23 protein-coding genes are annotated in these 21899 nt (G+C 36.8%); 18 read left to right on the top strand and 5 right to left on the bottom strand.

Going from position 1 to position 21899, the window contains the following annotated elements; genetic code table 11:
- Positions 1 to 26 precede the first annotated feature (26 nt).
- Together recF and yaaA are read right to left on the bottom strand one after the other, a co-directional pair.
- Entirely contained in the window at positions 27 to 1118 is a 1092-nt protein-coding gene (gene recF / locus N8M66_RS04680; protein WP_261045906.1) for a DNA replication/repair protein RecF, read from the bottom strand.
- A 2-nt stretch (positions 1119 to 1120) separates the two neighbouring features.
- The gene (gene yaaA, locus N8M66_RS04675; RefSeq protein ID WP_261045905.1) at positions 1121 to 1489 is read right to left on the bottom strand and encodes a S4 domain-containing protein YaaA; all 369 of its coding nucleotides are present in this window, start codon (positions 1487 to 1489) and stop codon (positions 1121 to 1123) included.
- A gap of 158 nt (positions 1490 to 1647) precedes the next feature.
- Between yaaA and yfmF the strand changes: the two genes are divergently transcribed.
- The 13 genes from yfmF (at position 1648) to tsf (ending at position 14414) form a co-directional block, all read left to right on the top strand.
- Positions 1648 to 2898, top strand: a complete 1251-nt coding sequence (gene yfmF, locus N8M66_RS04670; RefSeq protein WP_261045903.1) for an EF-P 5-aminopentanol modification-associated protein YfmF — start codon at positions 1648 to 1650, stop codon at positions 2896 to 2898.
- Complete coding sequence (yfmH, locus tag N8M66_RS04665) at positions 2895 to 4178, top strand: EF-P 5-aminopentanol modification-associated protein YfmH (RefSeq protein ID WP_261045902.1); 1284 nt, start codon at positions 2895 to 2897, stop codon at positions 4176 to 4178. Before yfmF ends, yfmH begins: the two co-directional genes overlap by 4 nt.
- Positions 4179 to 4219: 41 nt before the next feature.
- Entirely contained in the window at positions 4220 to 5047 is an 828-nt protein-coding gene (rodZ, locus tag N8M66_RS04660) for a cytoskeleton protein RodZ (RefSeq protein WP_261045900.1), read from the top strand.
- Between the two features lie 10 nt (positions 5048 to 5057).
- Entirely contained in the window at positions 5058 to 5603 is a 546-nt protein-coding gene (gene pgsA, locus N8M66_RS04655; protein ID WP_261045899.1) for a CDP-diacylglycerol--glycerol-3-phosphate 3-phosphatidyltransferase, read from the top strand.
- Positions 5600 to 6427, top strand: coding sequence for an energy-coupling factor ABC transporter ATP-binding protein (locus N8M66_RS04650; protein ID WP_261045897.1), 828 nt, complete (start codon positions 5600 to 5602; stop codon positions 6425 to 6427). The genes pgsA and N8M66_RS04650 overlap by 4 nt, the downstream gene beginning before the upstream one ends.
- Positions 6412 to 7251 carry an energy-coupling factor transporter ATPase gene (locus N8M66_RS04645; RefSeq protein ID WP_261045895.1) on the top strand — a complete coding sequence of 280 codons (840 nt, stop codon included), beginning with the start codon at positions 6412 to 6414 and terminating at the stop codon, positions 7249 to 7251. Before N8M66_RS04650 ends, N8M66_RS04645 begins: the two co-directional genes overlap by 16 nt.
- Positions 7244 to 8038, top strand: a complete 795-nt coding sequence (locus tag N8M66_RS04640; protein WP_261045894.1) for an energy-coupling factor transporter transmembrane component T family protein — start codon at positions 7244 to 7246, stop codon at positions 8036 to 8038. The genes N8M66_RS04645 and N8M66_RS04640 overlap by 8 nt, the downstream gene beginning before the upstream one ends.
- A 58-nt stretch (positions 8039 to 8096) precedes the next feature.
- On the top strand, positions 8097 to 8915 hold the full coding sequence (mreC, locus tag N8M66_RS04635; RefSeq protein ID WP_261045892.1) for a rod shape-determining protein MreC: 819 nt from the start codon (positions 8097 to 8099) through the stop codon (positions 8913 to 8915).
- The gene (mreD, locus tag N8M66_RS04630; protein WP_261045890.1) at positions 8915 to 9409 is read left to right on the top strand and encodes a rod shape-determining protein MreD; all 495 of its coding nucleotides are present in this window, start codon (positions 8915 to 8917) and stop codon (positions 9407 to 9409) included. The genes mreC and mreD overlap by 1 nt, the downstream gene beginning before the upstream one ends.
- Positions 9410 to 9502: 93 nt before the next feature.
- Positions 9503 to 10741 (top strand): peptidoglycan hydrolase PcsB, encoded by a 1239-nt coding sequence (gene pcsB / locus N8M66_RS04625; RefSeq protein ID WP_004269801.1) that lies wholly within the window; start codon positions 9503 to 9505, stop codon positions 10739 to 10741.
- 206 nt (positions 10742 to 10947) lie between these two features.
- Positions 10948 to 12159 (top strand): aminoacyltransferase, encoded by a 1212-nt coding sequence (locus N8M66_RS04620; RefSeq protein ID WP_261045944.1) that lies wholly within the window; start codon positions 10948 to 10950, stop codon positions 12157 to 12159.
- 357 nt (positions 12160 to 12516) lie between these two features.
- Positions 12517 to 13296, top strand: coding sequence for a 30S ribosomal protein S2 (rpsB, locus tag N8M66_RS04615; RefSeq protein WP_261045888.1), 780 nt, complete (start codon positions 12517 to 12519; stop codon positions 13294 to 13296).
- Positions 13297 to 13373: 77 nt separating this feature from the next.
- Positions 13374 to 14414 carry a translation elongation factor Ts gene (gene tsf, locus N8M66_RS04610; RefSeq protein WP_033682512.1) on the top strand — a complete coding sequence of 347 codons (1041 nt, stop codon included), beginning with the start codon at positions 13374 to 13376 and terminating at the stop codon, positions 14412 to 14414.
- Between the two features lie 125 nt (positions 14415 to 14539).
- Here tsf and cysK read toward each other — a convergent pair whose 3' ends face one another.
- From cysK to N8M66_RS04595, 3 genes are all read right to left on the bottom strand, one after another.
- A complete protein-coding gene (gene cysK / locus N8M66_RS04605) occupies positions 14540 to 15466 on the bottom strand; it encodes a cysteine synthase A (protein WP_049499108.1) in 927 nt (308 codons plus the stop codon).
- Positions 15467 to 15562: 96 nt separating this feature from the next.
- On the bottom strand, positions 15563 to 16006 hold the full coding sequence (locus N8M66_RS04600) for a PH domain-containing protein (RefSeq protein ID WP_261045885.1): 444 nt from the start codon (positions 16004 to 16006) through the stop codon (positions 15563 to 15565).
- A 15-nt stretch (positions 16007 to 16021) separates the two neighbouring features.
- Positions 16022 to 16657 carry a YigZ family protein gene (locus N8M66_RS04595; RefSeq protein WP_261045883.1) on the bottom strand — a complete coding sequence of 212 codons (636 nt, stop codon included), beginning with the start codon at positions 16655 to 16657 and terminating at the stop codon, positions 16022 to 16024.
- Positions 16658 to 16713: 56 nt separating this feature from the next.
- Here N8M66_RS04595 and N8M66_RS04590 point away from each other — a divergent pair, with 56 nt between their 5' ends.
- The 5 genes from N8M66_RS04590 (at position 16714) to rplI (ending at position 21857) form a co-directional block, all read left to right on the top strand.
- A complete protein-coding gene (locus N8M66_RS04590; protein ID WP_261045882.1) occupies positions 16714 to 18012 on the top strand; it encodes a DEAD/DEAH box helicase in 1299 nt (432 codons plus the stop codon).
- A complete protein-coding gene (locus tag N8M66_RS04585) occupies positions 18009 to 18671 on the top strand; it encodes a ComF family protein (protein ID WP_261045880.1) in 663 nt (220 codons plus the stop codon). The genes N8M66_RS04590 and N8M66_RS04585 overlap by 4 nt, the downstream gene beginning before the upstream one ends.
- A 79-nt stretch (positions 18672 to 18750) precedes the next feature.
- The gene (gene hpf, locus N8M66_RS04580; protein ID WP_000599100.1) at positions 18751 to 19299 is read left to right on the top strand and encodes a ribosome hibernation-promoting factor, HPF/YfiA family; all 549 of its coding nucleotides are present in this window, start codon (positions 18751 to 18753) and stop codon (positions 19297 to 19299) included.
- A gap of 135 nt (positions 19300 to 19434) precedes the next feature.
- Positions 19435 to 21408, top strand: coding sequence for a DHH family phosphoesterase (locus tag N8M66_RS04575; RefSeq protein ID WP_070478154.1), 1974 nt, complete (start codon positions 19435 to 19437; stop codon positions 21406 to 21408).
- Positions 21405 to 21857 (top strand): 50S ribosomal protein L9, encoded by a 453-nt coding sequence (rplI, locus tag N8M66_RS04570; protein WP_060627336.1) that lies wholly within the window; start codon positions 21405 to 21407, stop codon positions 21855 to 21857. The genes N8M66_RS04575 and rplI overlap by 4 nt, the downstream gene beginning before the upstream one ends.
- Positions 21858 to 21899: the final 42 nt, after the last annotated feature.

The raw sequence follows: 21899 nt of genomic DNA, 5'->3' as shown, positions 1-21899 counted from the left end.
GGAGTTCTTTTACAATGTTGTCAATCTTAGTTTACAACAACTTTACCACCCTGAATAGTGAAGATACTTAGATTTTCTGGTAGATTTTGAAGATGGTCTAAGCTTGTTGTTGTGATAAAGGTTTGGATTGACTGAGAAATCGTTTCTAATAATTTTAGTTGTCTAGTGTTGTCAAGTTCACTCATAACATCGTCAAGTAATAATATCGGAGATTCTGTAGTAATACTTTCCATTAATTCTATTTCTGCTAATTTTATAGAAAGTACGAGACTGCGATGTTGACCTTGACTTCCAAAGCTAGCATCCATCCCATTTATATAAAAAGAAATATCATCTCGATGAGGACCAACGCCAGTATTCTTTTTAAATAAATCTCTGGATCTACTTTTTTCTAAAGCAATTTTGAAAGATTCGGATAAGTTTTGTTTGTCAGTTATCTTGACAGAAGATTGATAAGATATTGACAACTCTTCAATCTGATTTGAGAGTTCAAAATGTTTCTTACGCCCAAATGATTCTAGTTTTTTTATGAAATCTAAGCGGTGATTCATTACACGACATCCATAATCAATTAGCTGATCATCCAACACAGAAAGGAAGGTTTCATCTATTTTTTGAGCTGATTTTAGATAAGTGTTTCTTTGTTTTAGGATGTGATTATAATTGGTTAAATCTGATAAATAGATTGGCTTAATTTGTCCAAGTTCCATATCAATGAATTTTCGTCGAACAGAAGGTGCTCCTTTAATTAGTTGTAAATCTTCAGGAGCAAATAAGACAACATTCATGTGTCCTACATAATCTGAAAGGCGCGCCTGTTTTAAGTGATTAACTTTTGTCACACGGCCTTTTTGTGTCAGTTCGATTTCTAGGGGAATGGATCCAGTTTTTTTCTGAACGAGACCTGAAAGATGAAGTTGTTCCTCATCAAAATGAATGAGATTTTTATCTGTTCTAGTTCGATGACTACGCGTTAAGGCTAAAAAATAGATAGCCTCTAACATGTTTGTTTTTCCTTGTGCATTACGTCCCAAAAAGACATTCAATTTAGGATTAAAGTCTATTTTCGTCTCTTTGTAGTTACGAAAAGTCTTGAGAGATAGGTTTTGTAGCCACATGATTATCTACCAGGGAATCGCGGAGCTTGTTTGCTTTTAGGTGATGAAGCAGGTTTTGATTTGTCTTTTTTTACTCCCTTATTCATCTCTTTGACGAGTTTAGCGATTCGTTCTTTTTCAACTTTATCAGCTTGGTATTCATCTTGTTCTTCAGAAGTAGGTTGTGTCAACAAGATGTCAATGTCCATGTCAGGGATGTCAATTTTATCGCCAATACGAAGTTTTTTACCGCGACGACTTTCTAATTCCCCATTAAAGTAAACAGAATGTTCAGAGAGAAAGGATTTGATAGCTCCTCCGCTATGTGTAATTCCAAGTTCTTTGAGCAGTGCTTGGAGGGTAATAAATTCTTCAAATAATTTGTATTCCATAATTCACCTCAATCTTTGGTATTATACCATATTTTCCTAAAAATAGTGAGAGAAACAGGGAGAAATGTAAGCGATTTTTATTTCAAAACTGTTACAGGGAACAAGAAAATTTCAGGTTTTCGTGATATAATAGAAGTCTGTATATAAGGAGGTAAATCATGGAGTTAGTGCATGGAATTTCAACACATTTTATCCAATCAAAGAAGTTTAAAACGAACAAAATCACCGTGCGTTTTACCGCTCCATTATCTCTTGATATGATTGCAGGTCGCATGTTGAGTGCGAGTATGCTAGAGACTGCTAACCAGATGTATCCTACTTCTCAAGCTTTGAGAAGACACTTGGCTAGTCTATATGGTACAGATATGTCAACCAATTGTTTCAGAAGAGGGCAAAGTCATATTGTAGAATTGACATTTACTTATGTTCGTGATGAGTTTTTAAGTAGGAAAAATGTGCTAACTTCTCAGATTTTGGAACTAGTAAAAGAAACTCTTTTTTCACCCGTGGTAGTTGATAATGGATTTGATCCAGCCTTATTTGAAATTGAGAAAAAGCAATTGCTAGCAAGTTTAGCAGCTGATATGGATGATTCTTTTTATTTTGCACATAAAGAATTAGATAAATTATTTTTTCATGATGAACGTCTTCAATTGGAATACAGTGATTTACGAAATCGTATTTTAGCTGAAACTCCACAAAGTTCTTATTCTTGTTTCCAAGAATTTTTGGCCAATGATCGAATAGATTTCTTTTTCCTAGGTGATTTTAATGAGATTGAAATTCAAAATGTATTAGAATCATTTGGTTTTAAAGGTCGAGAAGGTAATGTGAAGGTTCAGTATTGTCAACCTTATTCCAATATCCTTCAGGAAGGCATGGTTCGGAAAAATGTGGGACAGTCTATTTTAGAGTTGGGCTATCATTGCTCTGCTGAATATGGTGATGAGCAGCATTTACCTATGATTGTAATGAATGGTTTACTGGGTGGATTTGCTCACTCTAAACTCTTTACAAATGTCCGTGAAAATGCTGGATTAGCTTATACCATTTCAAGTCAGCTTGATTTATTTAGTGGATTTTTGAGGATGTATGCTGGTATTGATCGAGAAAATCGGAATCAGGCTCGAAAAATGATGAATAATCAACTGCTTGATTTAAAAAAAGGTTATTTTACAGACCTTGAGTTAGAGCAGACCAAGGAAATGATTCGTCGGTCTTTGTTGCTTTCTCAAGATAATCAATCTTCATTGATTGAACGTGCTTACCAAAATGCCCTACTTGGAAAATCTTCAACAGACTTTAAAAGTTGGATTGAAAAACTCGAACAAATTGACAAAGAAGCTATTTGTAGAGCAGCTAATAATATAAAATTACAGGCAATTTACTTTATGGAAGGAATAGAATGACAAAGGTTGTTTTTGAAGAAAAATACTATCCAGCTGTAAAAGAAATGGTTTATCGAACTCGTTTGGCAAACGGATTGACAGTAGCTCTTCTACCTAAAAAGGAATTTAAAGAGGTTTACGGGAGTGTAACTGTACAGTTTGGTTCGGTAGATACGCTTGTCACAGAAGTTGACGGAGATGTAAAACAATATCCTGCTGGAATTGCTCATTTTCTTGAACATAAATTATTTGAGAGAGAAGATTCTAGCGATTTGATGTCGGCTTTTACGAGTCTAGGTGCAGATAGCAATGCTTTTACAAGCTTTACAAAGACAAACTATCTTTTTTCATCGACGGATTATCTCTTAGAGAATTTAGATTTACTTGATGAATTGGTGACATCGGCATATTTTACTGGAGCTTCTATTCTGAGGGAGCAGAATATTATCCAGCAAGAACGAGAAATGTACCAAGATGATCCCGATTCGTGTTTATTCTTTTCAACCTTAGCGAATTTATATCCTGGCACACCTTTAGCGACTGATATAGTTGGAAGTGAGGAGTCCATTTCCCAAATCAATCTAACTAATTTGCAAGAAAATTTTACAAGATTTTACAAACCTGTAAACATGTCTCTGTTTTTAGTTGGTAATTTTGATGTGGAGCGAGTACAGGACTACTTTGAAAGCAAAGAACTGAAATATTCAGATGTTCAGGAAGTGGTAAGAGAAAAGTTGCTTTTACAAGATGTAAAGCAAACGGACACTATGAGAATGGAAGTATCTTCTCCCAAACTAGCGATTGGAGTTAGAGGTAAGCGAGAAGTTGCTGAAGCGGATTGCTATCGATATCATATTTTATTAAAATTATTGTTTGCAATGATGTTTGGTTGGACTTCAGATCGTTTTCAAAAGTTATATGAATCAGGTAAAATTGACGCATCCTTATCTCTCGAAGTTGAAGTAACAAGTCGCTTTCATTTTGTTATGTTGACAATGGATACAAAAGAGCCAGTTGCTTTATCTCATAAGTTTAGGAAGGCCATTCGTAATTTTACAAAGGATTTAGATATTACAGAGGATCATTTAGATATTATCAAAAGAGAGATGTTTGGAGAGTTTTTCAGTAGCATGAACTCTCTTGAATTTATTGCAACGCAATATGATGCTTTTGAACATGGTGAGACAATTTTTGATTTGCCAAAGATTTTACAGGAAATTACTTTAGAGGATGTCCTTGATGCTGGACATCATTTAATAGATGATGGTGACATAGTTGATTTTACAATATTCCCATCGTAGCAAGCGATCATAATAGACACTAGAAAGAAGGAATGATAAGTATGAGGAAAAAAACAATTGGTGAGGTTTTACGTTTAGCTAGAACCAACCAAGGGTTAACTTTAGAAGAATTACATAAAAAAACAGAAATTCAGTTGGATATGTTGGAGGCAATGGAAGCTGATGATTTTGATCAACTTCCTAGTCCATTTTATACTCGTTCTTTTTTGCGTAAGTATGCATGGGCAGTTGAGCTAGATGAGCGAATTGTCTTGGATGCTTATGATTCTGGGAGCATGATTACTTATGAGGAAGTAGATGTTGATGAAGACGAGTTGACAGGCAGGAGACGTTCCAGTAAGAAAAATAAGACATCATTTTTACCTTTATTTTATTTTATACTCTTTGCCCTATCGATTGTCATTTTTGTGACTTATTATGTTTGGAATTATCTCCAGACTCAACCTGAGCATTCATCTACGTCTAGTTATAGTGTCGTTCAAGCAACAAGCTCGACTAGTTCTGTAACTCCATCTTCAAGTAGTAGTTCATCAAGTAGCTCTTCGAATATTGAACCAGCTATAAGTGTATCAGGTGAAGGAAATTATGTAGAAATCACTTATAAAACAAGTAAGGAAACTGCAAAATTGCAATTATCGGTTTCAGATGCTAGAAGTTGGGTTAGTGTTTCAGAAAGTGATCTTGAGGGTGGTGTGACCTTATCACCGGATAATAAAAGTTCGGAAACAACAGTTTCAACAAAAAATCCTGTGACCATTACTTTAGGTGTTGTCAAAGGTGTTGCCTTAACAGTAGATAATCAGACTGTTGATTTATCGAAATTAACAGCTCAAACTGGACAAATCACTGTAACCTTTATTAAAAATTAAGGAAGAACGAATGAAAAAAGAACAAATTCCAAATCTTTTAACGATAGGTCGAATTCTCTTTATACCTATTTTTATCTTTATTTTAACAGTAGGAAATTCGATAGAGAGTCATATAGTAGCAGCTATTATCTTTGCTGTTGCTAGTATTACAGACTATTTAGATGGATATTTAGCTCGTAAATGGAATGTGGTTAGTAATTTTGGTAAATTTGCAGATCCTATGGCGGATAAGCTACTAGTTATGTCGGCTTTTATTATGCTGATTGAATTAGGTATGGCTCCGGCTTGGATTGTTGCAGTGATTATCTGTCGGGAGTTAGCTGTGACAGGTTTGAGGCTTTTACTGGTTGAAACTGGTGGAACAGTTTTAGCAGCAGCAATGCCTGGAAAAATTAAAACTTTCAGTCAGATGTTTGCGATTATTTTCTTGCTATTACATTGGACTTTGATTGGTCAAGTTCTATTTTATGTAGCCTTGTTTTTCACTATCTACTCTGGTTATGATTATTTCAAGGGTAGTGCCTATGTATTTAAAGGGACATTTGGTTCGAAATGAAATCATTAATTGATGTAAAAAATCTTTCCTTTCGCTATAAGGAAAGTCAGGAATACTATGATGTGAAGGATATTACGTTTCACGTGAAACGTGGAGAATGGCTTTCTATTGTAGGGCATAATGGTAGTGGTAAATCAACGACGGTTCGATTAATTGATGGCTTACTGGAAGCAGAATCTGGAGAAATTGTAATTGATGGCCAACAGCTGACCGAGGAGAATGTTTGGAGTATACGGCGTCAAATTGGTATGGTTTTTCAAAATCCAGACAATCAATTTGTTGGAGCGACTGTTGAAGATGATGTTGCCTTTGGTTTGGAAAATCAGGGACTTTCTCGTCAAGAAATGAAAAAGAGAGTGGAGGAAGCTCTGGCTTTAGTTGGCATGTTAGACTTTAAAAAGCGAGAGCCAGCGCGTTTATCGGGTGGCCAAAAACAACGTGTGGCCATTGCAGGTGTTGTATCTCTAAGACCAGCTATTTTAATCCTAGATGAAGCAACGAGTATGTTGGATCCTGAGGGACGTAGAGAACTGATTGAGACAGTAAAAGGAATTCGAAAAGACTATGATATGACGGTCATTTCCATTACACATGATTTGGAAGAAGTTGCCATGAGTGATCGTGTATTGGTCATGAAAAAAGGGGAAATTGAATCAACTAGTAGTCCAAGGGAACTTTTTTCTCGAAATGATTTAGATCAAATTGGATTAGATGATCCTTTTGCCAATCAATTAAAACATTCTTTGAGCCAGAATGGCTATGATTTACCTGAAAATTATTTGACAGAAAGTGAGCTAGAGGATAAGCTATGGGAATTGCTCTAGAAAATGTGAGTTTTACGTATCAAGAAGGGACTCCCTTAGCTTCAACAGCTTTGTCGGATGTTTCGTTAACAATTGAAGATGGTTCTTATACGGCTTTAATTGGGCACACAGGTAGCGGCAAATCGACTATTTTACAACTCTTAAATGGTTTATTGGTGCCAAGTCAAGGAAGTGTACGAGTTTTTGATACCTTAATCACTTCGACGTCTAAAAATAAAGATATTCGTCAAATTAGAAAACAGGTTGGCTTGGTATTTCAGTTTGCTGAAAATCAGATTTTTGAAGAAACGGTTTTGAAAGACGTTGCTTTTGGACCGCAAAATTTTGGAGTTTCTGAAGAAGATGCGGAGCAGATTGCGCGTGAGAAACTGGCTCTGGTTGGAATTGATGAATCACTTTTTAATCGTAGCCCGTTTGAGCTGTCAGGTGGACAAATGAGACGTGTTGCCATTGCAGGCATACTTGCAATGGAGCCAGCTATATTAGTATTAGATGAGCCCACGGCAGGTCTAGATCCCTTGGGGAGAAAAGAGTTGATGAATTTGTTCGAAAAACTCCACCAGTCAGGGATGACTATTGTTTTGGTAACGCATTTGATGGATGATGTTGCTGAATATGCTAATCAAGTATATGTGATGGAAAAGGGACGTTTAGTTAAGTTTGGTAGACCGAGTGATGTCTTTCAAGATGTTGTCTTTATGGAAGAAGTGCAGTTGGGAGTACCTAAGATTACAGCATTTTGTAAACGGTTGGCTGATAGAGGCGTTTCATTTAAACGATTACCGATTAAGATAGAGGAGTTCAAGGAGTCGCTAAATGGATAGTATGATTTTGGGGCGTTATATCCCAGGGGATTCGATTGTTCACCGGTTGGATCCACGTAGTAAATTACTTGCTATGATGCTACTGATTTTGATCGTTTTTTGGGCTAATAATCCCTTGACGAATTTGATTCTTTTTATAGCGACAGGGATATTTATTGCCTTGTCAGGAGTATCTCTTTCATTTTTTGTTCAGGGCTTGAAATCTATGTTTTTCTTGATTGCCTTCACAACTATTTTTCAACTGTTTTTCATTTCTAGTGGGAATGTTTTATTTGAGTTTTCGTTTGTGAGAATCACGGATTATGCTTTGCAACAAGCTGGAATTATTTTTTGTCGCTTTGTATTGATTATTTTCTTTTCAACTTTGTTAACCTTAACGACCATGCCCTTAAGTTTGGCATCAGCTGTCGAAGCTTTGTTAGCGCCTTTAAAGCGTGTGAAAGTTCCAGTTCATGAAATTGGATTGATGCTGTCCATGAGTCTACGTTTTGTCCCAACATTGATGGATGATACGACGCGGATTATGAATGCACAGAAAGCGCGTGGAGTGGATTTTGGAGAAGGAAGTATTGTTCAAAAGGTGAAGGCTATGATTCCCATTTTGATTCCTCTTTTTGCGACAAGTTTAAAACGTGCGGATTCCTTGGCTATCGCTATGGAAGCGCGTGGTTATCAGGGTGGGAAAGGCAGAAGTCAATACCGACAATTGAAATGGACTCGAAAAGATACGCTAGCAATCCTTGTTATTCTCGTACTTGGTTGTTGCTTATTTTTCTTAAAATCTTAGTAGCTTTCAGGAATTCATAAAAAATTACTGTAACAGTTTTTGATATAAAGGTAGGGATATGAACCGTTTTAAAAAATCAAAATATGTCATTATTGTTTTTGTCATTGTTCTGCTTGTGTCAGCTCTCTTAGCGACGACTTATTCAAGTACAATTGTGACAAAATTAGGAGATGGAATCTCATTGGTTGATAGAGTTGTTCAAAAACCTTTTCAGTGGTTTGATTCTGTCAAATCAGATTTGGCTCATTTGACACGAACTTATAATGAAAATGAAAGTTTGAAGAAACAGATTTATCAATTAGAAGTTAAATCAAATGAGGCGGAAAGTTTAAAGACCGAAAATGAACAACTGCGCCAATTGCTTGATATGAAGTCCAAGTTGCAAGCCACAAAGACTTTGGCAGCAGATGTTATTATGCGTTCTCCGGTATCTTGGAAGCAGGAGTTGACCTTAGATGCAGGCAAATCAAAAGGGGCTTCTGAGAATATGTTAGCCATTGCAAATGGTGGTTTGATTGGGAGTGTCTCAAAAGTAGAGGAGAATTCTACCATGGTCAACCTTCTGACAAATACGGAAAATGCTGATAAGATTTCTGTTAAAATTCAACATGGTTCTACTACAATTTATGGGATTATTGTTGGCTATGACAAGGAAAATGAAGTTCTCAAAATTAGTCAATTAAATAGTAGTGGCGATATTAGTGCAGGAGATAAGGTGACCACTGGTGGATTAGGAAACTTTAATGTTGCTGATATTCCTGTTGGTGAAGTGGTTGCTACAACGCATAGTACGGACTATTTGACACGAGAAGTAGCTGTTAAATTGAGTGCAGATACTCATAATGTGAATGTGATAGAATTAGTGGGGAATTCATAATGAGACAGCTGAAGCGGGTTGGAGTGTTTTTATTGCTTCCTTTCTTTGTTCTAATTGATGCCCATATTAGCCAGCTTTTTGGCTCATTATTTCCCCACGTGCAGTTGGCCAGTCATTTTCTATTTTTGTTTCTCTTATTTGAGACGATTGAAGTATCAGAGTATCTCTATTTAGCTTATTGTTTTGTAGTGGGTTTGGTTTATGACATTTACTTTTTCCACTTGATAGGGATTGCGACTCTGTTATTTGTCTTGTTGGGGGCATTTCTCCATAAATTTAATAGTGTTATTTTATTGAATCGTTGGACGAGAATGCTGGCAATTATTGTCATGACTTTTCTATTTGAGATGGGAGCTTATATACTTGCAATAGTGGTAGGTTTAACTGTAGATAGTATGTCTTTGTTTATAGTCTATAGTTTAGTACCATCAATGATTTTGAACCTTATATGGACGATTACTTTTCAGTTTATTTTTGAAAAATTTTACCTATAAGAAAGAAATAAAAATGTAACAAAGGCGTAATATTCATTAGGCCTTTTTTTGGTATACTAGTAATGTCTTTAAAAGAAGGAGTATCTACGAAATATGAAGAAAAAAATCTTAGCGTCACTTTTACTAAGTACAGTAATGGTTTCTCAAGCAGCTGTTTTAACAACTGCGCATGCAGAAACTACTGATGACAAAATTGCTGCTCAAGATAATAAAATTAGCAACTTAACAGCACAACAACAAGAAGCCCAAAAACAAGTTGATCAAGTTCAGGAGCAAGTATCTGCTATTCAAACAGAGCAATCAAACTTGCAATCTGAAAATGATAGACTACAAGAAGAATCTAAAAAGCTTGAGGGTGAAATTACAGAACTTTCTAAGAATATTGTATCTCGCAATGATTCATTACAAAAACAAGCTCGTAGTGCTCAAACAAATGGAGCTGCAACAAATTACATTAATACAATTGTAAACTCAAAATCAATTACAGAAGCTATTTCACGTGTTGCTGCAATGAGTGAAATCGTATCTGCAAACAACAAAATGTTGGAACAACAAAAAGCAGATAAAAAAGCTATTTCTGAAAAACAAGTAGCAAACAATGATGCAATTAATACAGTTATTGCAAATCAGCAAAAATTAGCTGATGATGCTCAATCATTAACTACAAAACAAGCTGAGTTGAAAGCTGCAGAATTGAATCTTGCTGCTGAAAAGGCTACTGCAGAGGATGAAAAAGCAAGTTTACTTGAGAAAAAAGCTGCAGCAGAAGCAGAAGCTAAAGCAGCTGCAGAAGCAGAGGCAGCTTATAAAGCTAAACAAGCAAGTCAACAACAAAAAGTCGTTGCTTCTGGAAATACAACTTTTACAGCAGAAGTTCAAGCAGTATCAACTACTTCTTCGTCATCTAGTTCGTCTGAATCATCTTCAAGTAGTGCTTCAGCGGAATCAACAAGCTATACTCCTGCACCAGTGAAACAACATCCGACATACAGTACAAATGCATCAAGCTATCCTGTAGGTCAATGCACATGGGGAGTAAAAACTTTAGCACCATGGGCTGGTGATTACTGGGGGAATGGCGGTCAATGGGCTGCAAGTGCAGCAGCTGCAGGTTTCCGTACAGGTTCTACACCACAAGTTGGCGCGATTGCATGTTGGGATGATGGAGGATACGGTCACGTAGCAGTTGTTACAGCAGTTGAATCATCAACTCGTATTCAAGTTTCTGAGTGTAACTATGATGGAAGTGGAACTCAACCAATCGGAAATTATCGTGGATGGTTTAATCCGACAGCATCAAGAGGTACTGTAAGATACATTTATCCAAACTAATATACTGATTATTACTATACAAAGGGTGAGATCTTATTAATCTCACCCTTTGTATAGTGCTGGAAAAATTAATTTCATTATATAATTACTTGAACTTATTTTCTATTTTTATAATTATTTAATTAAAGTAAAATGAAACGTAGAAATTTAGTACGAGTGTAGCATATTAATAAAAAATGGTTTCTAAGGGAGTCGGTGTTGAAGTTATGTTTAGGTATAAAATAAATGTTGATGTTAAAGAGTGGGATTTATTTTTAGAAAATCATCCTCAAGGAAATTTATTGCAGAGTAGTGATTGGTCCAAGATAAAGGATACTTGGGGGAACGAGAGAGTTGGCTTTTATAAAGATAATCAATTAGTTGGAGTAGCAAATATCTTAATTCAGCCGCTACCATTAGGATTCTCTATGTTTTATATTCCACGAGGTCCAGTAATTGACTATGAAGATAAAGAACTTCTGAAATTTGTTCTTTTAACGTTGAAAAAACTTGCTAAAAAAAGCCATGCAATAATGGTTAAATTTGACCCAAGTTTATTTATCAGTAGAGGTCTTATTGACCAAGAAACTGTCCAAAATTCTATGACTTTAGCAATTGTCGAAGAACTGAAAAAAAATAAAGTTTATTGGACAGGCTTAACAAAGGATATGGCAGAAAATATACAACCACGTTTTCAAGCTAATATTCATAAAGAAAATTTCTCACTGGATCAACTTTCTAAGTCTACTAGACAGGCCATCCGAACTGCAAGAAATAAAGGATTAGAAGTAAAATTTGGTGGACTTGATTTATTAGATGACTTTTCATTTTTAATGAAGAAAACAGAGTCTCGCAAGAATATCAGTTTACGAGGCAAAGATTATTATCAGAAGTTACTGGATACTTATCCTGATCACTCCTTTATCACACTGAGCTTTTTAGATCTACCTAATAGACTGAAAGAAGTTGAGCAACAATTCGAAAAGAATCTAAAAACAGAGCAGAAGTTTACAGATAAAACGAAAGAAGGTAAAATAAAAGAGAATCAGCAAGAGAGAGAACGATTAAAGGAAGAAATTTCTTTTCTTAAGAACCATATTGACAGAGGGGATAGTATTGTCCCATTGTCTGGTACTTTAACCATCGAATTTGGGAAAACTTCTGAGAACTTATATGCTGGAATGAATGAAGAATTTAGACACTATCAACCTGCTATTCCTACATGGTTTGAGACAGCACAACATTCTTTTGAACGAGGGGCTGAGACTCATAATATGGGTGGAATTGAAAACAATTTAGAGGGTGGGTTAATTAACTTTAAATCTAAGTTTAATCCTACTATTGAGGAATTTGCTGGTGAGTTTAATTATCCAACTAGTTCATTATATTTTTTGTTTAATCTAGTTTATAAAATTCGTAAGAAACTTCGAAGTAGATAAGATAAACTAATGATTTTGCCACTATATTAAATTTAAAAAAATTTAGCTATTAGAGCATCCCAGCAGTATATGTTGGGATGCTTTAAATTTAGAGTTTTTATTAGTAATTTAATGCTAACTTCCCAAAGTAACTTCCACTTTGGCCTTCCAAGTGGAAGTTACTTTGGGAAGTTAGCAGAAATTATCTAATTTAAAAATCTACTAAAATAGCTTGAAAATATTGAAAAAGTATGGTAGAATGAAACTTGTCGTGTGGACGATAATACTCATTCTTGATGAATTGTGAAACAGTTGCCCTTGGGTCGTTTTGCGAGTTGAAGTCAAGAAGAGGAAAAAAAACAAAAAGGAGAAATACTCATGGCAGTAATTTCAATGAAACAACTTCTTGAGGCTGGTGTACACTTTGGTCACCAAACTCGTCGCTGGAACCCTAAGATGGCTAAGTACATCTTTACAGAGCGTAACGGAATCCACGTTATCGACTTGCAACAAACTGTAAAATACGCTGACCAAGCATACGACTTCATGCGTGATGCAGCAGCTAACGATGCAGTTGTATTGTTTGTTGGTACTAAGAAACAAGCAGCTGATGCAGTTGCTGAAGAAGCAGTACGTTCAGGTCAATACTTCATCAACCACCGTTGGTTGGGTGGAACTCTTACAAACTGGGGAACAATCCAAAAACGTATCGCTCGTTTGAAAGAAATCAAACGTATGGAAGAAGATGGAACTTTCGAAGTTCTTCCTAAGAAAGAAGTTGCACTTCTTAATAAACAACGTGCACGTCTTGAAAAATTCTTGGGTGGTATCGAAGATATGCCTCGTATCCCAGATGTGATGTACGTAGTTGACCCACATAAAGAGCAAATCGCTGTTAAAGAAGCTAAAAAATTGGGAATCCCAGTTGTAGCGATGGTTGACACAAATACTGATCCAGATGATATCGATGTAATCATCCCAGCTAACGATGACGCTATCCGCGCTGTTAAATTGATTACAGCTAAATTGGCTGACGCTATAATCGAAGGACGTCAAGGTGAAGATGCAGTAGCAGTTGAAGCAGAGTTTGCAACTTCAGAAGCTCAAGCAGATTCAATCGAAGAAATCGTTGAAGTTGTAGAAGGCGACAACGCTTAATTTATATAAATAGTATTACCTAGGAGGGCGGGGCTTAGCCCGGCTCTCCTATTTTTAAAAAATATAGGAGAATCAAAATGGCAGAAATTACAGCTAAACTTGTAAAAGAGTTGCGTGAAAAATCTGGTGCCGGTGTTATGGACGCTAAAAAAGCGCTTGTAGAAACAGACGGTGACATCGAAAAAGCGATTGAATTGCTTCGTGAAAAAGGTATGGCTAAGGCAGCTAAGAAAGCTGACCGTGTTGCTGCAGAAGGTTTGACTGGTGTTTATGTTAACGGTAATGTTGCAGCAGTTATTGAAGTAAACGCTGAAACTGACTTCGTTGCGAAAAACGCTCAATTCGTTGAATTGGTAAACACTACAGCTAAAGTTATTGCTGAAGGAAAACCTGCTAATAATGAAGAAGCACTTGCTTTGACAATGCCTTCAGGTGAAACTCTTGAAGCTGCATACGTATCTGCAACAGCAACTATCGGAGAAAAAATCTCATTCCGTCGCTTTGCATTGATTGAAAAAACAGATGCACAACACTTTGGTGCTTACCAACATAATGGTGGACGTATCGGTGTTATTTCAGTTGTTGAAGGTGGAGACGAAGCACTTGCTAAACAATTGTCAATGCACATCGCAGCGATGAAACCAACAGTTCTTTCTTACAAAGAATTGGATGAGCAATTCGTTAAAGATGAGTTGGCACAATTGAACCACGTTATCGACCAAGACAACGAAAGTCGTGCAATGGTTAACAAACCAGCTCTTCCACACTTGAAGTATGGATCAAAAGCTCAATTGACTGATGAAGTGATTGCCCAAGCTGAAGCTGACATCAAAGCTGAATTGGCTGCAGAAGGCAAACCAGAAAAAATCTGGGACAAAATCATCCCAGGTAAAATGGACCGCTTCATGCTTGACAACACTAAAGTTGACCAAGCTTACACACTTCTTGCACAAGTATACATCATGGATGACAGCAAGACAGTTGAAGCATATCTTGAATCAGTTAACGCTTCAGTAGTTGAGTTCGCTCGCTTTGAAGTTGGTGAAGGTATCGAAAAAGCTGCAAACGACTTCGAAGCTGAAGTTGCAGCTACAATGGCAGCAGCCTTGAATAACTAATAATAAAAAGGAAGGAAGCTAAATTGCTTCCTTTTTTCTATGCAGTCAATCTTTATAGGGAGATGTTCCTACTTTTAAGGTATAAATAAAAAGCCCTATAATAAGGGCCAAGTGTATTTAGGAGACTACACTTCAAATTCATAGAGTGCTGTAGAGAGATAACGTTCACCGTTATCTGGTGCTAGAGCAAGGACTTTCTTACCTGTACCTAATTTCTTGGCAACTTCAATTGCTCCGTAGATAGCTGCAGCTGAAGAAATCCCTACAAGGAATCCTTCTTTTCCACCAATTTCACGGCCGAGTGCGAGAGCATCGTCTGATGTTACACGAACGATACCATCATAGGCTTTAGTATCAAGTGTATCAGGAATAAATCCAGCTGAGATACCTTGAATTTTGTGAGGACCAGGTTTTTCACCAGATAGAATAGCAGATTCATCTGCTTCTACTGCAAAAACTTGAATGCTTGAATTTGCTGTTTTAAGTGCATGAGAAACACCAGAAATTGTTCCACCAGTACCCACTCCAGCAACAAAGGCATCTAGTCCATCTTTACCGAAAGCAGCTAGTATTTCAGCTCCTGTTGTTCTTTCGTGTACTTCTGGATTAGCTGGATTGTCAAATTGAAGAGGAAGGAAACCATCACGTTCAGCAGCGATTTCTTGAGCCTTAGCAATAGCACCTTTCATTCCCTCGCTGCCAGGAGTTAGGACGAGTTCAGCGCCATAAGCTTGGATAATCTTACGTCGTTCTACACTCATAGTTTCAGGCATAACGATGACGACTTTATACCCTTTAGCAGCACCTACCCATGAAAGTCCAATACCAGTGTTTCCACTTGTTGCTTCAACAATAGTAGAACCAGGTTTCAGAATACCGTCTTGTTCAGCTTTTTCAATCATGCTAAGAGCAATACGATCTTTTACAGAAGAACCAGGGTTGAATGCTTCAAGCTTTACATAGACGTCCGCAGCCCCTTCTGGCACGATGTTGTTGAGTTTAACAATCGGAGTTTGACCGATTAATTCAGTAATATTGTTATAAATAGACATATGAATACCTCTTTGTATAAGATATTTCTAGTATAACTCTAACTATACCATTTGTAAAATATAGAAATCCTATCGAAGTGATAGGATTTTTTTATATCACAGGTCTAAGCCATTAATTTTCAAACGATTGTGATAAGCTAATTCTAATAAATAGGTGTAAAGTGGAACGATATCCGTTTTCTTAGGGAATTCAAATTTATGAGCACTAAAATGCTCATTATGTGCTTTTAGAAAAACATTTTCTAAATAAGTAATAGTAATTTCACTATCATCTATACCTGCTCCAGCAGTTTCCATTTCAACGTTAACAATGTTCATCAAAAAGATTGATTTAATAGACATCTTACGACCGGTAGCGCCTTGTTTATCTGTAAAGATGATACGGATATTTGTAAATATAATTGAGTCACGAATCAGTTTATATCCACTTTGAATTTCTTCATTTTCTAGTAGATATTGTCCATATTCTTTGATAAGAGTTTCTTTGTTTTGCTCGCTAAGGTTACCAGCGAGTCCTTGAATAAATTTTCCAAATGCCATATTTTTCTCCTTTATTTACACTAAGTTTACAGGAACTCCAACTTCACGTAAACCTTGATTAGTTAAAGTAACTTTTCCATTAAAAAATTCTACCAGTGCAGCTTTAATATTTTCTTTTTCTTCTTTATCAACATAAATCACCGTATCGACTTGATCTGTAAAATTTGTATCTAGCTCCATGAGATTATGTTCTTTAAGGAAGTTACTGTACTCTTGGTACTGAGCGTAGGACATTTGAATAGAAATTCCAGCTTGTTCCTTTATTTCAACAATGCCAATTTCTTTGACAGCTAAGGCAACACTGCCAGCGTAAGCACGAATCAGTCCTCCAGCGCCTAATTTAATACCACCAAAGTAACGTGTCACGACCACACAGACATTGGTGAGATTGTGATTTTCTAGTACTCCAAGCATAGGAACGCCAGCAGTCCCACTGGGCTCACCATCATCACTTGTACGTTTGATTTCACTATGTTCCCCAATAATGAAGGCAGAGCAGTTATGCGTAGCTTTGTAGTGTTCTTTTTTGATGGCAGTAATGAAGTCACGAGCCTCTTCTTCGCTATAAACACGCTTGGCATGACAGATAAAGCGGGATTTTTTGATTTCTTCTTGGACTTGTCCGTCCTCTTTAATTGTTCTAAATTCCATGATTTAATTGTACTAAAAAATCATCTAAAGCGCTAGGTTTTTACGAATAAAGAAGTATGAAAGTAAATCCAAATTATCTCGGTCGTTTGTTTACTGAGAATGAATTAACTAAAGAGGAACGCCAGTTGGCGGAGAAATTTCCAGCAATGAGAAAGGAGAAGGGGAAAGTTTTCTGTCAACGTTGTAATAGTACTATTCTAGATGAATGGTATTTGCCTATCGGTGCTTACTATTGTCGGGAATGCTTAATTATGAAGAGAGTTAGGAGTGATCAATCTTTATACTATTTCCCACAGGAGGATTTTCCGAAGCAAGATGTTCTTAAATGGCGTGGTCAATTAACCCCTTTTCAAGAGAAGGTATCACAGGGACTGCTTCAAGCGGTAGAAAAGGAAGAGCCAACCTTGGTTCACGCTGTAACAGGAGCTGGAAAGACAGAAATGATTTATCAAGTTGTGGCTAAAGTGATTGATGAAGGTGGTGCAGTTTGTTTGGCCAGTCCTAGAATTGATGTGTGTTTGGAGCTGTACAAGCGATTGCAAGATGATTTTGCTTGCGAGATATCTTTACTACACGGAGAATCAGAGCCGTATTTTCGAACACCACTAGTTGTTGCGACGACCCATCAGTTATTGAAGTTTTATCAAGCTTTTGATTTGCTGATAGTGGATGAAGTAGATGCCTTTCCTTATGTTGACAATCCCACGCTTTACCATGCTGTCAAGAATAGTGTAAAGAAGAATGGCTTGAGAATCTTTTTAACAGCAACTTCTACCGATGAGTTAGATAGGAAGGTTCGCATCGGAGAATTAAAACGATTGAGTTTGCCTAGACGGTTTCATGGAAATCCTTTGATTATTCCTAAACCTGTCTGGTTATCCGATTTTAATCGCTATTTGGATAAGAATCGTTTGTCACCAAAGCTAAAGACTTATATTGAGAAACAGAGAAAGACAGGCTATCCCTTACTCATTTTTGCTTCAGAAATTAAGAAAGGGGAGCAATTAAAAGAAGTCTTACAGAAGGAATTTTCGCATGAGAAAATTGGTTTTGTGTCTTCAGTTACGGAAGATCGATTAGAGCAGGTGCAAGCTTTTCGAGATGGAGAACTGACAATACTTATCAGTACGACAATCTTGGAGCGTGGAGTTACCTTCCCTTGTGTGGATGTTTTTGTAGTAGAAGCCAACCATCGCCTTTTTACCAAGTCTAGCTTGATTCAGATTGGTGGACGAGTTGGGCGAAGCATGGATAGACCGACAGGAGATTTGCTTTTCTTCCATGACGGGTTAAATGCTTCAATCAAAAAGGCAATTAAGGAAATTCAACAGATGAACAAGGAGGCGGGTCTATGAAGTGTTTATTATGTGGGCAGACTATGAAGGCTGTTTTAACTTTTAGTAGTCTCTTACTTCTGAAGAATGATGACTCCTGTCTTTGTTTAGATTGTGAATCTACTTTTGATAGAATTGGTGAAGAGTGCTGTTCAAGCTGTATGAAAACAGAGGTGTCAACTAAGTGTCAAGATTGTCAATTTTGGTGTAAAGAAGGAATTGAAGTCAGTCATAGAGCGATTTTTACTTACAATCAAGCTATGAAGGATTTTTTCAGTCGGTATAAGTTTGATGGAGACTTCCTTTTAAGAAAAGTTTTTGATTCAGTTTTAAGTGAGGAGTTAAAAAAGTACAAAGAGTATCAATTTGTTGTAATTCCCCTAAGTCCTGAAAGATTGCTCGAGAGGGGATTTAACCAGGTTGAAGGTTTAGTTGAAGCAGCAGGGTTCTCTTTTCAAGACTTACTAGAGAAGAGAGAAGAGCGGGCTAGCTCTTCCAAAAATCGTTCAGAACGCTTGGCAACAGAATTTCCCTTCTTTGTCAAAAGTGGAGTCACTATTCCTAAAAAAATCCTACTTATAGATGATATCTATACTACTGGAACAACTATAAATCGTATGAAGAAACTGTTGGAAGAAGCTGGTGCTGAGGATGTAAAAACATTTTCCCTTGTAAGATGAGGAAAAAATTTGCAAAAATAAAATGAAAGCGTTATAATGAAATCAGAAAAACAAAAATGTTTAGAAAGAAGGTACTCATATGATTAAATATAGTATCCGTGGTGAAAACCTAGAAGTAACAGAAGCAATTCGTGATTATGTAGTTTCTAAACTCGAAAAGATCGAAAAGTATTTTCAAGCTGAACAAGAGTTGGATGCTCGAGTTAACTTGAAGGTGTATCGTGAAAAAACTGCTAAAGTGGAGGTGACGATTCCACTTGGTTCAATTACTCTTCGTGCAGAAGATGTGTCTCAAGATATGTATGGTTCAATTGACCTTGTAACCGATAAAATTGAACGTCAGATTCGTAAAAATAAAACAAAAATCGAGCGTAAAAATAAAAATAAGGTAGCAACTAGTCAATTATTTACAGATGCTTTGGTGGAAGATCCAAATGTTGTCCAGTCTAGAGTTGTTCGTTCAAAACAAATTGATTTAAAACCAATGGATTTGGAAGAAGCTATTCTACAGATGGATTTGTTGGGACATGATTTCTTTATCTATGTGGATGTTGAAGATCAGACAACCAATGTGATTTATCGTCGTGAAGATGGCGAGATTGGCTTGTTAGAAGTTAAAGAATCTTAATTTCAATATGTGTAAAGGAAGGTTTACTAAATTGTAAACCTCCTTTTTCTTATAATTGATAGAATTACTGATTACACTTTTAAAAAGTCGCTTTTTGATGGTTATTATGGTATAATGGGTGCCAAGAGGTTTGGAATGAAAAAATTTTATGTAGGTCCTATTTTCCCCTTAATATTAGGAATAGTGGCGTTCGGAGTGCTATCTGTGCAACTTGTTTTTGTAACGAATACACTGGTAACGCTATTTCTTTTGCTACTTATTTTGGGTTCATATATTTTACTATTCATCCATCAGAGAGACTACTACTCAAAGAGTGAAGTAGAACAAATCCAGTATGTAAACCACCAAGCTGAAGATAGTTTGACAACTTTGTTAGAACAGATGCCTGTCGGAGTTATTAAACTAGACTTATCGTCAGGTGAAGTTGAATGGTTCAATCCTTACGCTGAATTGATTTTGACTAATGAAGTGGGGGAGATTGATGTTGCATTAATTCAAACAATTATAAAGGCGTCTGTGGGGAATCCAGGTTCTTATGCCACCTTGGGTGAGACTCGCTATTCGGTTCATATGGACAAGGTATCTGGTGTTCTTTACTTCTTTGATGTGTCTGGAGAATACGAAGCGACTGTTGAGTTAGTGACGAGTCGTCCGGTTATTGGAATTGTTTCCGTTGATAACTATGACGATTTAGAAGATGCGACATCGGAGTCTGACATTAGTCATATTAACAGTTTTGTAGCCAATTTTGTTTCAGAATTTGCTGGGAAGCATGCCATGTTCTCCCGTCGAGTAAGCATGGACCGTTTTTATCTATTTACGGACTACACAGTACTTGAAGGATTGATGAATGATAAATTTTCTGTTATTGATGCTTTTAGAGAAGAGTCCAAACAGAGACAGTTGCCATTGACCCTAAGTATGGGATTTTCTTATGGTGATGGAAATCATGATGAGATAGGGAAAGTTGCTCTGCTCAACTTGAACTTGGCTGAAGTGCGTGGTGGCGACCAAGTTGTTGTCAAGGAAAACGACGAAACGAAAAATCCAGTTTATTTTGGTGGTGGCTCTGCTGCCTCAATCAAACGTACACGGACCCGTACGCGTGCTATGATGACGGCTATTTCAGATAAGATTCGTAGTGTGGATCAGGTTTTTGTAGTTGGTCACAAAAATCTAGATATGGATGCTCTTGGCTCTGCTGTAGGTATGCAGTTGTTTGCCAGCAATGTGACTGAAAATAGTTATGCCCTTTATGATGAAAATCAAATGTCGCCGGATATTGAACGAGCTGTTTCATTCTTAGAAAAAGAAGGAGTTACAAAGTTGTTGTCTGTTAAGGACGCAATGGGGATGGTGACCAATCGTTCTTTGTTGATTCTTGTAGACCATTCAAAGACTGCCTTAACTTTATCAAAAGATTTTTATGATTTATTTACCCAAACCATTGTCATCGACCACCACAGACGGGATCAGGATTTTCCAGATAATGCGGTTATTACTTATATCGAAAGTGGTGCAAGTAGTGCCAGTGAGTTGGTAACGGAATTGATTCAGTTCCAGAATTCTAAGAAAAATCGTTTGAGTCGTATGCAAGCAAGTGTTTTAATGGCTGGTATGATGTTGGATACTAAAAATTTCACCTCACGAGTGACTAGTCGGACATTTGATGTTGCTAGCTATCTCAGAACGAGAGGAAGTGATAGTATTGCTATCCAAGAAATTGCTGCGACAGATTTTGAAGAATATCGTGAGGTCAATGAACTGATTTTACAGGGGCGTAAATTAGGTTCAGATGTACTAATAGCAGAGGCTAAGGACTCGAAATGTTATGATACAGTTGTTATTAGTAAGGCAGCAGATGCCATGTTAGCTATGTCAGGTATTGAAGCGAGTTTTGTTCTTGCGAAGAATACACAAGGATTTATCTCTATCTCAGCTCGCAGTCGTAGTAAGCTGAATGTACAACGGATTATGGAAGAGCTGGGAGGTGGAGGCCACTTTAATTTGGCAGCAGCTCAAATTAAGGATTCAACCTTGTCAGAAGCAGGTGAAAAACTGACAGAAATTGTATTAAATGAAATAAAGGAAAAGGAGAAAGAAGAATGAAAGTAATCTTTTTAGCAGATGTCAAAGGAAAAGGTAAAAAAGGCGAAATTAAGGAAGTACCAACAGGGTATGCGCAAAACTTTCTTATCAAAAAGAGTCTAGCCAAAGAAGCGACTGCTCAAGCTGTAGGTGAACTTCGTGGTAAACAAAAATCGGAAGAAAAAGCTCATGCTGAGATGATTGCAGAAGCAAAAGCAATTAAAGCTCAACTAGAAGCAGAGGAAACTATTGTAGAATTTGTTGAAAAAGTTGGTCCAGATGGTCGTACCTTTGGTTCCATTACCAATAAGAAAATTGCAGAAGAATTGCAAAAGCAATTTGGAATTAAGATTGATAAACGTCATATCCAAGTACAAGCTCCGATTCGAGCAGTTGGTTTGATTGATGTACCAGTGAAAATCTATCAAGATATTACAAGTGTAATCAATCTTCGTGTGAAAGAAGGGTAAATTTACACTTTCTTGACAAGATTGTAAAAGGAAGGGAAGTCT

Origin of the sequence: Streptococcus mitis (genome assembly GCF_946188585.1) — a bacterium.
Classification (GTDB): Bacteria; Bacillota; Bacilli; order Lactobacillales; family Streptococcaceae; genus Streptococcus; species Streptococcus mitis_DG.
Note: the sequence above shows the minus strand (reverse complement) of the source record. Positions and strands in the feature narration are given on the sequence as shown.